At 46.0% G+C, this 12,936-nt stretch carries 14 protein-coding genes; 4 read left to right on the top strand and 10 right to left on the bottom strand.

The window, feature by feature from the left end; genetic code table 11:
- Positions 1 to 41: 41 nt before the first annotated feature.
- The 4 genes from ACE4RR_RS06495 to ACE4RR_RS06480 form a co-directional block, all read right to left on the bottom strand.
- Positions 42 to 503, bottom strand: a complete 462-nt coding sequence (locus ACE4RR_RS06495) for a cell surface protein (RefSeq protein WP_375534596.1) — start codon at positions 501 to 503, stop codon at positions 42 to 44.
- A 617-nt stretch (positions 504 to 1,120) separates the two neighbouring features.
- A complete protein-coding gene (locus ACE4RR_RS06490; RefSeq protein WP_375534595.1) occupies positions 1,121 to 3,469 on the bottom strand; it encodes an FdhF/YdeP family oxidoreductase in 2,349 nt (782 codons plus the stop codon).
- Between the two features lie 148 nt (positions 3,470 to 3,617).
- Complete coding sequence (locus ACE4RR_RS06485) at positions 3,618 to 3,977, bottom strand: Na-translocating system protein MpsC family protein (RefSeq protein WP_375534594.1); 360 nt, start codon at positions 3,975 to 3,977, stop codon at positions 3,618 to 3,620.
- A 72-nt stretch (positions 3,978 to 4,049) separates the two neighbouring features.
- A complete protein-coding gene (locus ACE4RR_RS06480) occupies positions 4,050 to 5,303 on the bottom strand; it encodes an L-lactate MFS transporter (protein WP_375534593.1) in 1,254 nt (417 codons plus the stop codon).
- A 458-nt stretch (positions 5,304 to 5,761) separates the two neighbouring features.
- Between ACE4RR_RS06480 and fdhD the strand changes: the two genes are divergently transcribed.
- The 4 genes from fdhD to modB are packed head-to-tail and all read left to right on the top strand — an operon-like array spanning position 5,762 to position 8,281.
- Positions 5,762 to 6,562, top strand: coding sequence for a formate dehydrogenase accessory sulfurtransferase FdhD (fdhD, locus tag ACE4RR_RS06475; RefSeq protein WP_375534592.1), 801 nt, complete (start codon positions 5,762 to 5,764; stop codon positions 6,560 to 6,562).
- Between the two features lie 3 nt (positions 6,563 to 6,565).
- Positions 6,566 to 6,802: a hypothetical protein gene (locus ACE4RR_RS06470; RefSeq protein WP_375534591.1), complete on the top strand. Its 237-nt coding sequence runs from the start codon at positions 6,566 to 6,568 to the stop codon at positions 6,800 to 6,802.
- Between the two features lie 24 nt (positions 6,803 to 6,826).
- Complete coding sequence (gene modA / locus ACE4RR_RS06465; protein ID WP_375534590.1) at positions 6,827 to 7,624, top strand: molybdate ABC transporter substrate-binding protein; 798 nt, start codon at positions 6,827 to 6,829, stop codon at positions 7,622 to 7,624.
- Complete coding sequence (modB, locus tag ACE4RR_RS06460; protein ID WP_375534589.1) at positions 7,625 to 8,281, top strand: molybdate ABC transporter permease subunit; 657 nt, start codon at positions 7,625 to 7,627, stop codon at positions 8,279 to 8,281.
- 2 nt (positions 8,282 to 8,283) lie between these two features.
- On the opposite strand, the gene moaD is transcribed toward modB, so the two are convergent.
- The 6 genes from moaD to moaA are packed head-to-tail and all read right to left on the bottom strand — an operon-like array spanning position 8,284 to position 12,866.
- The gene (moaD, locus tag ACE4RR_RS06455) at positions 8,284 to 8,517 is read right to left on the bottom strand and encodes a molybdopterin converting factor subunit 1 (protein ID WP_375534588.1); all 234 of its coding nucleotides are present in this window, start codon (positions 8,515 to 8,517) and stop codon (positions 8,284 to 8,286) included.
- Between the two features lie 4 nt (positions 8,518 to 8,521).
- Positions 8,522 to 8,986, bottom strand: a complete 465-nt coding sequence (locus ACE4RR_RS06450; RefSeq protein ID WP_375534587.1) for a molybdenum cofactor biosynthesis protein MoaE — start codon at positions 8,984 to 8,986, stop codon at positions 8,522 to 8,524.
- Positions 8,983 to 9,513: a molybdopterin-guanine dinucleotide biosynthesis protein B gene (gene mobB, locus ACE4RR_RS06445; RefSeq protein WP_375534586.1), complete on the bottom strand. Its 531-nt coding sequence runs from the start codon at positions 9,511 to 9,513 to the stop codon at positions 8,983 to 8,985. Before mobB ends, ACE4RR_RS06450 begins: the two co-directional genes overlap by 4 nt.
- Positions 9,477 to 10,766: a molybdopterin molybdotransferase MoeA gene (locus ACE4RR_RS06440; protein ID WP_375534585.1), complete on the bottom strand. Its 1,290-nt coding sequence runs from the start codon at positions 10,764 to 10,766 to the stop codon at positions 9,477 to 9,479. Before ACE4RR_RS06440 ends, mobB begins: the two co-directional genes overlap by 37 nt.
- A 15-nt stretch (positions 10,767 to 10,781) precedes the next feature.
- Entirely contained in the window at positions 10,782 to 11,798 is a 1,017-nt protein-coding gene (locus tag ACE4RR_RS06435; protein ID WP_375534584.1) for a ThiF family adenylyltransferase, read from the bottom strand.
- A gap of 12 nt (positions 11,799 to 11,810) precedes the next feature.
- Positions 11,811 to 12,866 carry a GTP 3',8-cyclase MoaA gene (gene moaA, locus ACE4RR_RS06430; RefSeq protein ID WP_375534583.1) on the bottom strand — a complete coding sequence of 352 codons (1,056 nt, stop codon included), beginning with the start codon at positions 12,864 to 12,866 and terminating at the stop codon, positions 11,811 to 11,813.
- Positions 12,867 to 12,936: the final 70 nt, after the last annotated feature.

The following is a 12,936-nucleotide window of genomic DNA, read 5'->3' as shown; positions in this document are numbered from 1 at the left end:
ATTTTTTTCCACTCTTGCGGGGACAGAGAATACTTTAGTATTTACGCAGACTTCCTTCTCAGCATCCACATACCGCCGCCGGCAGCTGCAATTAAGCCGAGCAGCATCATGGCTGGATAATTCGTTGCAGTATCAGCCATTTCATCTCCTTCTTCATCGGAGCTGCTTTCTTCTGAGGAATCAGAGCTGCTTTCTTCTGCTTCATCTTCACTGGAGGATTCTGAATCACTACCCTCGTCCATATTACTATCAACTGAAGATTCCATCCCTGCTGTTAAATCCTCGCAAGGCATGTCGTCTCCGTCTCTGTCAAGACCGCTTGGATCATTATCAGCACTGTAGTCATGCTCTTCCCAAAAGTCCATGACCTCTTCGCCGCTTTCGAAATCTCCGCAGTCGCGATCCTCATCTCCATGTTCTGCACTGACCGACTGTGTTCCGCTGAATGAAAATAGAAATACGAAGCTTGCAATGAAGAAATATTTCCAAACTTTCATCAACATTACATGGTCTCCTTTTTTAAGTATTTTCTCTGTCCCTTCTGCCATCATTTTACATATTATTGCTTAATATTACAATGATTATTTTTAATTATCACAATATTGTATTAATGTAATGAGAATGAATTTCATAAGTCCATATCGAAACAGAAAATACGAACAAAAATATATATTTTCTATATATCATTCGATTCACTTCAGGCGAACGCTTTCCGAGGGCTTGGCCTCAGTCTTCTCGTCAGCAAGCTGCCTTCGTAGTCTTCAGCTCAAGCTTATCCCTCGACGCACACGACGTGCTAGTGTCGATGTTGGCCACAGGACGTGGCCGATTTTAATCGACCTGGAGTCGTCGCCTTACGCTACAATCGAATGTTCGTATTTTATATTCAAAATAGCATTTATGAAATTGATTCAATGAATATGACAAAAGGTGGCTGGGACAAATGCATATTATTTATTGCAAAATCCAGTTGAACAACCTTCTTTAAACAACCTCCCCCTTTAAATGAACAGTCTTTCTTTCCACATCAGTACTTTTCGGTTTTAGTCGACCTGGAGCATTCGCATTTTGACTACGCTTAAAATCTGTTTTCTTATTCCAAAATTCCCCGGTCTCTTCCTCATTCCGGTGTCATTTCAAGTTCTTCGACACGCTTTTCCACATAACGATTGTCTTTTTGTGCATGAAAGGTTTCCGCTTTTTCTACCATAACTGCTGTATTATATTCAGGTATCTGCGCATGCTCCTCGTATACTCCCTTCGGAAGCAGGACATTGCCTTCCGGCCAGTAAACTGCAATATTCGTAGAGCTGATATCTTCAAATAGAGCTGTTCCCTGATAGGTGCCAAATTGGTTATAAGTGACAACGGCATCACCTTCATTGATATTCAGTTTTTCTGCATCACGCGGATTCATGATAACAGCATAACGGTCTGCAGCATTAAATGGGTCCTTTTTGCTATAAATCATAGAATTAAACTGCTTGCCCCGCCGCGAAGTCACATAAAACTGCCCTTCGGTGCGTCTGTTTTCTGGAATGTCAATGCTGATCATACGGCCTTTCCCGTCTGCTGTCGGGCATACACCGTCCTCGCAGAGCCAGGCCCCGCCCCATTGAAATACATCGCCCTTGTTTTTTAAAAACTGGATGCCGTCATAATTAGGATTTGCTTCTGCAATTTCTGATCGAATCTCTGCGGCGTCCTGAAAGTCAATAAGCTCTTTCTGCTCTGGTTTGACCCGTTTTGCAAGATCCACATAGATTTCCCATTCAGATCTTGCTTCTTCGATGCGCGGCCCTTTGATTTCCGGGCTAAAATAAACCATTCTTTCCGTGCTGGTGGACGTGCCGCCGCCAGGCTGCTCATAGCGTGTCATCGCCGGAAGTATTATTACTTCCTCCTTCGCTTCAGCAAGCGTAGAAGTATTGAAAATAATATCCTGATGCACTCGAATGTCCACATTTTCGAGAACCTGCTGTATGAAATCAGGATTTGGCATGGTTTCCAGGAAATTACCTCCACTCGTATAAAACAGCTTTAGCTTTCGTTCGTGGTCCTCTGGAAGCAGACTGTTTTCCAGCGACTGGCCGATCGTATCACCCTGCCAGTCTGGTATGTTAAATCTCCAAAGCTTCTCCAGGCGCTGACGGTTTTCTTCGGTAAAGTCGCCTCCCGGCAGCACAAATGGATCGGCTCCCATTTCTCCGGACCCCTGTACACCGCTGTGCCCGCGGATCGGCATTACCCCGCAGTTCTCGCGGCCGAGAAATCCGCGCAGCATGGCGAGGTTAGCAACCTGAGAAATATTGTCGGTCGCAAATCGATGCTGGGTCAGGCCCATACTCCAGATGAAAATTCCCGACGTTGATCGGGCGAGTAGCCCTGCAAATTCCCTCATCCGTTGCTTTGACAGCCCGGAGGATGTTTCTAACGCCTTCCAGTCCTGCGCCTGTAGATGCACTTTCAGCTCACTGAATCCATTCGTATGCTTTTCCACAAACGTATGATCTACAGCTGAACCCGGCTCCTCCTCTTCCATTTCAATCCAATGCTTCATGATGCCATTCATAAAGGCGATATCACCGCCAATATTTACCTGGTACACATCATCGACAATTTCTGTTCCGAAAATGGCACTCTCGGCAATTGATGGGATCCAGTACTTTTCCATGGACGGCTCGCGGTATGGGTTAATCATAATAATCTTTGTGCCGGCTTTTTTTGCCGCGTACATATATTTTGTGGAGACCGGCTGATTGTTGGCAGCAACACTTCCCCAAAACACTAATATATCAGACCCTATCCAGTCTTTGTAATTGCAGCTGGATGCCCCGATACCAAGCGAACGCTTCAACGCCGTTTTACTCGGGGAATGACAAATTCGGGAGGCGTTATCGATGTTGTTGGTGCCAAGAAACCTGGCCATTTTCGCTCCGGTATAATACACTTCATTCGTGATGCCCCGAGCTGTTAAATAAAAAGCAAGCTGCTTTGGATCTATCGATTTGATTTTGGTGGTAATCCGCTCAAGCGCTTCGTCCCAGGAAATTCTAGTAAATTTGTTTTCCCCTTTTTTCCGGGAAAGCGGGTAAGGAATGCGGCCGAGCTTTCGGAGTTCGGTGCTGTTCATCTTTTTGAGTGACTCTACATCTTCCAACCATTTCGGATCCATTGCCTTCATCGTATTTAAACGAAGGACGTTGAGGCGGGTTGTGCAAAGATGCGGTCCGGTCAGTGTCTGGTCATATAACCCGGAGACGCCTAGTGCGCAGCCGTCGCATACACCCTGCGTAAGAATCCGGTAAGCATAAGCGGCGTTGTCTTTATTGTCCCAGGCCACTTTCATCGTATCGCGGATATGCTTGGGCTTTACTTTGCCGAGCCCCATTGGAGTTTTGCCGGCCCAAAGCTCCGGAGCCGGTTTTTTGTCAAGTTTGATTGGTCCTGTATGTTTGGTTTTCCCCATCTATTTTTGCTCCTTTTTTCATTTTTCTATTTAATTACTCTGGCTTATATGGACCCCTTATTCGAAAAAAACCACCGCATTTTCTCCAAGTGGGAGGAGAAAAACACGGTGGTTGAGTCTTTAACAGGAACGCTGCCAAGTGCCTAACCTATGGTTTAAACTTTTTTTCGATATTTTGATCGAACACAAATACAGACATTCCGAAATCCCGTTCAATTTCAATATCAACAAAGACTTCTACAAAGTTACATTGCAGCAATTCTTCCATTTCAAATGGCCTGTGCCTGCGGTACATTTCTTTCACCATTTGAGTGCGGGCTTCCCTGAGCATTTGACGCCCGTCTTTTTCACTGGCAATGAATTTCTCCACCGGAGACAAATTGCCTTCCATTTCGCAGATAGCCCAATTCTTGCAAAAGGTCGTGTTGATGCGGCTCGGGCCTTTTCCCATGTGCTTTTTTCTGAAAGCACGGACAAGATTACTAAATTCTGCTTCGTATTTATCCATCATCCTTCAACCTTTTCCCATTTGATCATGACAGCTGTTAGTTATAAACATTAAGATTGGTTCTTCGATATGTCAACCGGCAAGTCTTTGTTCATTTTCTTTTTTCAACTGATTGATATCCTTACGAATTAAAAGAGATACAGCAAGAGCGATCACAATCATTACACCAAAAATATAGAGTGTCGCGGTGTAGCTCTGCGTCGCTTCCCGCACCGTTGATGCGATATTCGGCCCGGCAAGTCCTGCCGCCGCCCAGGCTGTCAAAATATACCCGTGGATGGCGCCAAGCTGTTTCGTGCCGAATAAATCCCCAATGTAAGCAGGTATTGAAGCAAAGCCTCCTCCGTAGCAGGAAAGTATCAAACAAAGCAAAATCTGAAATAAGATTGCCTGTGTAATGGTCGGCAGAACAAAATAGGCACCTGTCTGAATAATGAAAAAGGCAGTATAAACATTCGCTCGTCCAATATAATCCGAGACGGAAGCCCAGGCGAGCCGTCCGACTCCGTTAAAGAATCCCATAATACCAACCATAGTAGCCGCTGCTGCCGCAGTCATGCCGGTAATCTCCTGTGCCATCGGAGAAGCTACCGCGAGAATAGCGATTCCACATGTAACGTTGATAAACAGCATGATCCACAAATACCAGAACCTTCGCGTTTTTACAGCCTGGTTGGCTGTAAGCTGAGACAAATCAATATTTTTCTTTTCTGACTTGGCCATTTTCTCTTTCATGAACCCTTCCGGAGGTTTTTCTAAATAGAGTGCAGAAGGGATCATAATGACAAGAAAGATTCCGCCAAGAATGAGAAATGTGCTTGCAATGCCGACAGATTCAATCAGCGCACCTTTAACTGGACTGTAAATCGTCGCCGAAAAACCAAAACCCATGATCGCCAGTCCGGTAGCTAAGCCACGTCGATCCGGAAACCACTTGACAAGCGACGATACCGGGGTGATATAACCAATACCGAGCCCGATTCCGCCTAGCACGCCGTAGGTAAAATAAAGCAGCCAGATAGATTCTACCGTAACGGCAAGACCGGATCCTAAAATCCCGGCACCGAAAAAAGAAGCAGACACAAGTCCGGAAATACGCGGTCCGTATTTTTCAACAAAATGACCCATAAAAGCTGCGGATAGTCCTAAGAATAAAATAGCTAAACTAAAGGTAAATGATACCGAGCTTAAACTCCAACCGTATTCCTCCTGGAGTGGATTCGTAAATACGCTCCATGCATATACGGAACCGATGGAAATATGTATTCCCACTGCTGCAAGAGCAATCAGCCATCTGTTCTTTAATTTTTTCTCCAATTTGTTCACTCCTTTGCCAAATTTCGCTTTAGTTTACAAACTTACCCTTTATGTCAAAACAAAAACGCCGTCTTCCCGCACAAAGAGAGAATTCCCTTTGCAGCAGGAAATAACGACGTTATAGTATCGAGCAGGGCCGCTGCTTTCTGACCATAAGAAATCGCTTTCATTGAGGGTGACAGGTAAGACCGGAAACAGGGTCGCTATCCCGTATCTTAAATGTTACCAACTGATGAACACATTCATCTTATAACGTTTTATTTGATTTTTCAATAAAAATCCGACATAATTCCCGATTTTGCCCGGTTATCTACCATGCTGAAAAGGCTTACACTGCAGGCGAACGGTGACGCTAGCAGATCGTGTGCATCGCAGCGCGCTCCCTAATTGTGCAAATAACTTGTTTGACTTTAAATATTATGATTAAGTTTAGTGGGAGAGAGTATTTTCAGAGATGGGTGATTAACATGATACATTCGATGAGCGGCAGACGGGCGATTGTCAGGTTCTCCGACGGCCGTCTTCAGGAAGCGGAAGATGAAATTGTAAAAGAATTTCCGCTTACTATTTACGTAAATGGGGAAGAGTTTGCTACAATGGTTTGTACTCCTGCCCAGCTCGAAGAAATGGTCGTCGGCTTTCTTGCATCAGAGGGTGTGATTCTTTTTAAAAGGGATATTAAATCATTGGAAATAGATGAATCCCGCGGTTTTGCCTATGTTGAGCTGACAAAGCAGATAGACACCAGTCCGCTGGCCTATTCTAAACGCTTTATCGGATCCTGCTGCGGGAAAAGCAGGCAGTTTTATTTTCAGCATGATGTGAAGACCGCCAAAACGTCAATGGCTGACATTCACTTGACCCCCTCGCAGTGCGTAGAACTGATGAAGAGCATGCAGGCAGAAAGTGTGCTTTTCAAAGGAACAGGCGGTGTTCACAATGCCGCACTCTGCTCTGCCGGGGAAATCATCGCTGTCCGGACTGATATCGGGCGTCATAATGCACTTGATAAGCTGTATGGATATTGTCTGCTTAATGACATCGCCATCCGCAGTAAAATTCTCGTCTTCAGCGGCAGAATTTCCTCAGAGGTCCTGACAAAGGCCGCAAAAATAGGAGTCGGCATTGTGCTGTCCAAATCTGCCCCGACTGATCTCGCCATCGAACTTGCAGAAGACCTGAACATTACGGCTGTTGGTTTCGTCCGCGGCTCATCCTTTAATGTGTATTCTCATCCTGAAAGAATTATAGAAGAAAAGGAGCGATAAGTTATGGGTGAATGCAATATCGATCATTCTGTCAATAATGTACAGGAAAAACTAGAAAGCCAGAAAGCCTCCCTTCCAGAGGCTATATACAATGACGCGGAGGCTGCGCTTCATGAGAACCAAACACAGGAAACACTCAATGAGCTGTTTCATCTCCTGAAAAAGTACGACCTTGCCGATCAGGATGAACAGGAAAAAAGAAATGCAGCCATGCAGCAGCTGCTTCATAACGAGCAGTAGGAAACTAAAGGAGCACGTAAATCAATGTCATTTCGCTTACTCCTGATCTCTGCTGCTGCCATTTTTACAATGTCAGGGTGCGGCGCAGCAGAGGAATCAGGTCCTTCCACATCTGAGAATCAGGAAGTTTACATATCAGCGGCAAGCAGTCTTCAGGATGTCTTAGAAGAGACAGCAGCAGAATTTGAAGAAAAACATCCCCATATTGATATTGTCTTCAACTTCGGCTCCTCCGGTTCACTGAAACAGCAGATCAGTCAGGGAGCTCCGGTTGATTTATTTATTTCTGCTTCTCCTTTTATCTTTCAGGAGCTTGTCAGCGAAAATAAAATGGCGGACGACTATTATCAGAATTGGCTTTCCAACCAATTAGTTTTAATAGAACCTGTTAACACAAAGGATTCGATCTCTGAAATAAGGGACTTGAGAGAAACCAAAATCAGCAAGATTGCACTCGGGACACCAGACAGCGTGCCGGCGGGTGCTTATGCCAAAGAAACATTAGAAAATTCTGGTCTCTGGTACAGCCTGGAAGACAAACTCATCCCTTCAAAAAATGTCCGCCAGGCCCTCACTTACGTAGAAAGTGAAAATGCCAATGCGGGCTTCGTTTATTTAACGGATGCATTAACTTCTGAAAAGGTACGTGTGGTAGAAGAAATCGACCAATCACTTCATAACCCGATTGTCTACCCTGCCGGAATTGTCAAAGGATCAGAACAGACCCGCAGTGTTGTCGATGTTTATGAATTTCTCCTGTCAGAGGAACATGCCGAAGATATAGAATCGTATGGATTTCGATATGCAGAGGAGGAGAAGTAAATGCCTGTCTCTTTTTGGAATCCTGTCCTCCTCTCCCTCCAGACAGCTGCAGCGGCACTAATATTTGTGACCATCTTTGGAGTAATAATTGCCCGCGTTATGGCGCGGCGCAGTTTTAAGGGGAAAATATTTATTGAAACAATACTTCTGCTTCCAACGGTACTCCCGCCGACTGTTATCGGCTTTTTACTAATTATCGCTTTTGGCACAAACGGTTTTTTGGGCCGCGTCATTAACTTTCTTTTTCAAAGCTTGGTGATGTTCACCTGGACTGCTGCGGTTATCGCTGCTTTTGTAGTGGCGTTTCCTTTTATGTATCAATCGGTGAAAACAGGCCTTCAGCAGGTGGAGGTCGATATTGAGCATGCCGCCCGCTTAGACGGTGCGGGAGAATGGAAGTTGTTCTTTTTTGTATCGCTGCCACTCTGTATAAGATCGGTTGTGTCCGGGGTAATTTTAAGCTTTGCGAGGGCACTCGGGGAGTTTGGAGCCACCTTCATGTTTGCGGGGAATCTGCCCGGTATAACTCAGACGATTCCAATTGCGGTATACACTGCCTTTGAAGGAGGAAGAATGGAAATCGCCTGGGCGTGGGTGCTTGTTATTGTAGCTTTATCCTTTTTGATGCTGTTTTCTGTACGGCGATTCGCCGCATAGTATTATCCTCCACTGACCGGCGGGATAAGTGCGACGGTATCGCCGTCCTTCAATAAGACATCCTCTTCCGTATATGATTCATTTACGGCAGTCATTGTGTTGGCAAGTGAAGCAAGCTTGAATTCTTCTTCGAGCCATGACTTCAATTCGGCAATAGAAAGACCGGCTTTATCTGCTTCTAATGCCTCCCTGCCGACCTTCTCCTGCAGACTGGCGAAAAATAATATCTTTATCATTACGTTATGTTCTCCTTTCCGGTTTCCCCTCTGGATACGGCTTCGTCTCGAGCTGATCCCCAACCCATTCCGTGCCGTCCTCCCAATATTCCTTTTTCCAAATTGGGACCATTTCCTTCATTCGTTCCATGACGTATGCATTTGCCTCATATGCTTCTTTTCGGTGCGGGCAGGAGACCGCGATTACAACGGCGATATCAGAAATCTCGAGGGTACCGGTGCGGTGGGTGATGGCGGTTTCGGCCCCCGGCCATTTTTCTTCTACTTCTTCCGCGATCTCGGCCATTTTTTTAACCGCCATGGGAGCGTAAGCCTGATATTCAAGGCGCATGGTCCGCTTTTCGCCTGTCCATTCCCTGACCGTACCTATAAATGTTGTAATAGCTCCGCAATCCCGCCTTCTTACTTTATTCATTACTTTTTCCACGGAAATCGGCTGCCCGATCACTTCAAACATTTCGTCAATCATTTTTTGTTCTCCTCTGTCATTACTTTTTGTAAATATCTAACATAAATGGTTTTATCTGATAACATAAACACTGGACTGTCTGAATGAATATTCAACAGCTCTCTGTCAGAGACGATCACAGCCTTCACATTTACCGCACTTTTGAGAAGATCTTTGTCAGCTGCGCTGCCAAGTACCAGCACCTTCGGATATTTCTCCTTTTTGTAGCCTTCCACCACAATGAAATCTGGTGAAAGAGCCTCGTAAAAGGTTATTATACTCGATAACGCCCAGTTGCCGGGCAGGCTGAGCTGAAGACGGTCTTCTCCGTGCACCCCTGCAGCAATGGCCCCTGCTCCTTCATGCCGTTCACTGTCTTTTCCTCTCATTCCGGGGTCCGGCCGGCCGCCGTGGCCGTGGTGCTTAATGGCCGCCACCCGAAAGCCCTGGCCGGAAAGGCTTTTAATCAATGCTTCCACTGCAGTGGTTTTACCGCTGTTTTGATAGCCTACTATCTGTAAGATGGGACAATGTCGTTCCAGGGCCACTCACTTCCTTGATTGTCTTCTAGTAAAAGTACATCGACCATCATCCCTTTTTTATACCCACGGGTCCCGCCTGGCAGAACCGTCAGGATATCGGCTGATGCCAGCGAGGTTACGACCCCTGATTTATCAAGACCGGATGGATATGCGACCAGCTTGTCTCCCTCATACTCTACCTTAGAACGAACAAAGCGCGTAAACGGATTAGCCTTTTTAAAATCAGCGCCCAGCAGGGCTTTAGCTTTGCGCAGGTGCGGCCGTGTCTGCCCGAGCACTCTTCGGATAAACGGGCGGGCAAATAATTCAAAGCCTACGTAACAGGCAGAAGGATTCCCAGAAAGCCCGTAAATCATTTTTCCGTCCGCCTTTGCGATCGTTGTGACGCTTCCGGGACGCATCGCAATTTTATTACAGTAGACTTCTGCTTTGAGTTTGTCAAGTATGGCCGGAATATAATCATAGTCTCCGACAGAAACGCCCCCGGTTGTAATTAAAATATCTACATCTCGGAGTGCTTCTTTCGTGATTGCAAAGCATGATTCAAGTTCATCATTGAATTTTCCAAAATAACGCCCTTCTGCGCCAGCCCGCTCAATTTGTGCCATCACCATATAGGCATTGCTGTTGCGGATTTTACCTGGCTGCAGAGCTTCGCCTGCTTCAAGCAGCTCACTGCCGGTCGCTATAACTCCAACGACCGGCTTTTTAGTAACCTTTACACGATCATAGCCAAAGGTTGCAAGCAGCGCGCTTACTCCGGGGTTGATCTTTGAGCCCTTCTCGACGAGTACGCTGCCTTTTGTCGTGTCCTCGCCCTGTTTGGAAATGTTATCTCCCGACTGAAATGACCTTTTCAATTCGAAAAGCGGCTGTCCGTGGTCGTGCTTTTCTTGTACAAGCTCGAGCATCACTACCGCATCACAGTCCTCCGGGATTTTTGCCCCCGTCATGATACGGACCGCTTCCATGCTGCCGACCGGCTTTTCAAAAACAGATCCTGCTCCTATCTCACCAATAACGGAAAATGTTAATGGGTTCTCATTGGCAGCGCCGGCGCTGTCTTCTGCCCTGATGGCAAATCCGTCATAAGGGGACCTGTCAAAGCCAGGCACATCATGATCTGCAATGATATCCTCCGCAAGAAACTGTCCTGGTGCATCTTTAATGTTTATCTGAGTGGCAGCACCTGGTGCAGCCTGTTTTATTACTGCTTCTACTGCTTGTGCTACCGGAATTGGATCACGTTTTTCTACCACTGTAGGAATGCCTCCTTATGCAAAAAATCGCTCATATACTGATTTTGCTTTCTCAATTTCTTTCGTGCCATGCACGAGGACGCGGCCGTCCTTAAATACAGCCAGCCTGTATTCCTCTGTTGTGCAGGAAAGGAGATACGAATTTTTTTTGACAGCTCCGTACTCCTTAAGCTTCTGCTCGAGTGAAGTAAAATCATAGGATTTTTTCGATGCCGGCCTGATTTGCACAGTTTCTCTGCCGCACAGTACTTCGAGCTTCGCTTCATTTGCCGAGGTCAGATAAGGAAAATCAGCAGAGCTTCCGCAGGAAGGACAGCCATCTTTTTTGATTCCCTGTACATCAAGTGCCTGCTGCTGGTTCTGCCACATATCAAATAGTACAAGTTTTTTTCGAAGACTCTGCGTATTTCCTGTCAGTATTTTCAAAGCTTCCGTAGTTTGGTGGGCCGCCGTTGCCTGGATGGCCGGTGCAATCACACCGGACGTTTCGCACGTCATACTTTCCGCTGGAATAGCCGGCATAATGCAGGAGAGACAAGGTGTTTCCGGCGGCATAATCGTATAGGACATTCCGTAGCTTCCTGCACATGCTCCGAATATCCATGGAATTTCATATTTTTGCGAAAAATCGTTGAGTATAAAACGAATATCAAAGTTATCTGTCCCATCGAGAATTACATCTGCTTGTGAAATATATGGATCAATATCTTCTGCCACGGCATCCATTACCAGTGCGTCAATATCTGTTTCAGAGTTTATCTGTGACAGCCTGCTTTTGGCGGCGATGGCTTTGGGTATACTTTCTTCTGCCTCGCGTTCGCCATATAACTGCTGGCGGTGAAGGTTGCTCCATTCCACATAATCGCGGTCCACAATCGTCAGCCTGCCAATACCCGCTCTGACAAGTGTTTCCGCTATTGCACTGCCGAGAGCACCGACTCCGAGAATAAAGGCATGGCTTTTATTTATTTGTCGTTGTCCTTCTCTGCCGATTCCCGGAAACAGCAGCTGTCTCGAATACCTTTCGTTCATGGCTTTCTCCTTCTATCCACCGATGTAGGACATTTCGATTTTTTTTCTATTTTTCACCGTTTCCTCGGTACGTTCCTCCGAGTACCGATCCGTCCGATTTTTCCAAATTCCACAGATTACATCCTCTATATCTTTATCAGTGGCACCGGTTCGAAGAATCTCCTTCAAATCATGTCCGCTTTCTGCAAACAAACATGTGAACAGCTTGCCGTCCGCCGAAATTCTGGCCCGTGTGCAGCTCCCGCAGAACGTATCGGAAACGGACGATATGATTCCAAATTCCGTATCGCTGCCTGCATATCGATATCGTGAGGCCACTTCTCCAAAATAATTCTTTTCCATTGCTTCTACCGGGGCTACCGCCTCAAATTTTTTCAATAGTTCCTTTTTCGGAACAACCTGCGAAAAATCCCAGCCATTTGTCTGCCCGACATCCATAAATTCGATACAGCGCAGCGTCACACCAAGCTTCCTGCAATAGTCTGCAAGCTTTTCAACTTGATTATCATTGACATCTTTTTTCACGACCATATTCACTTTCACACCAAGACCTGCTTCAATAGCTGCTTCAATGCCGTTTAAAACGATCTGAGGCTTCACCCGGCGTCCGTTCATTTGTTGAAAGATTTCTTCGTCCAGTGCATCGAGGCTGATATTGACTCGATCCAGCCCGGCAGCTTTTAAGCTTTCTGCCTGCTTCACGAGATAAACTCCATTTGTCGTCAGCGCGATATCTTCAATCTGTTTTATATGAGAGAGCCGCTCCACCAGCTCAGGAACGTTTTTCCGCAGCAGGGGCTCTCCCCCCGTCAGACGTATTTTTTTCACGCCCAGCTTCACAAACTGCCTGGCCGTTCTTTCTATCTCATCAAAAGTTAAAAGCTCGTGTTCTGGCAGGAAGGCGTAATCATCGCCAAAAATCTCTGCAGGCATGCAGTACGAACAGCGGAAATTACATTTGTCCATGATCGAAATCCGCAGATCCTGAAGTGGACGCTGATATACATCCTGCACGGCAGATTGTTTCATCTTCTTCCCTCCTGGTTCTTCGTCGGTGTTCTCTGGCATGATGACGGTCATCCTTGTTACACTAATATTAGCTGGTTCCGGAAACTCTATATAGGTTTTCATTCTAACA

It is taken from the genome of Alteribacillus sp. HJP-4, assembly GCF_042139015.1.
GTDB lineage: Bacteria > Bacillota > Bacilli > Bacillales > Marinococcaceae > JBHIKY01.
This window is presented reverse-complemented; position numbering and strand designations above follow the sequence as displayed.

Excerpts from the sequence above, each read along its gene's own strand:
- ACE4RR_RS06495 (WP_375534596.1), bottom strand. The coding sequence starts at position 503 with ATGTTGATGAAAGTTTGGAAATATTTCTTCATTGCAAGCTTCGTATTT.
- ACE4RR_RS06490 (WP_375534595.1), bottom strand. The coding sequence starts at position 3,469 with ATGGGGAAAACCAAACATACAGGACCAATCAAACTTGACAAAAAACCG.
- ACE4RR_RS06485 (WP_375534594.1), bottom strand. The coding sequence starts at position 3,977 with ATGGATAAATACGAAGCAGAATTTAGTAATCTTGTCCGTGCTTTCAGA.
- fdhD (WP_375534592.1), top strand. The coding sequence starts at position 5,762 with ATGATACATTCGATGAGCGGCAGACGGGCGATTGTCAGGTTCTCCGAC.
- ACE4RR_RS06470 (WP_375534591.1), top strand. The coding sequence starts at position 6,566 with ATGGGTGAATGCAATATCGATCATTCTGTCAATAATGTACAGGAAAAA.
- modA (WP_375534590.1), top strand. The coding sequence starts at position 6,827 with ATGTCATTTCGCTTACTCCTGATCTCTGCTGCTGCCATTTTTACAATG.
- modB (WP_375534589.1), top strand. The coding sequence starts at position 7,625 with ATGCCTGTCTCTTTTTGGAATCCTGTCCTCCTCTCCCTCCAGACAGCT.
- moaD (WP_375534588.1), bottom strand. The coding sequence starts at position 8,517 with ATGATAAAGATATTATTTTTCGCCAGTCTGCAGGAGAAGGTCGGCAGG.
- ACE4RR_RS06450 (WP_375534587.1), bottom strand. The coding sequence starts at position 8,986 with ATGATTGACGAAATGTTTGAAGTGATCGGGCAGCCGATTTCCGTGGAA.
- ACE4RR_RS06435 (WP_375534584.1), bottom strand. The coding sequence starts at position 11,798 with ATGAACGAAAGGTATTCGAGACAGCTGCTGTTTCCGGGAATCGGCAGA.
- moaA (WP_375534583.1), bottom strand. The coding sequence starts at position 12,866 with ATGCCAGAGAACACCGACGAAGAACCAGGAGGGAAGAAGATGAAACAA.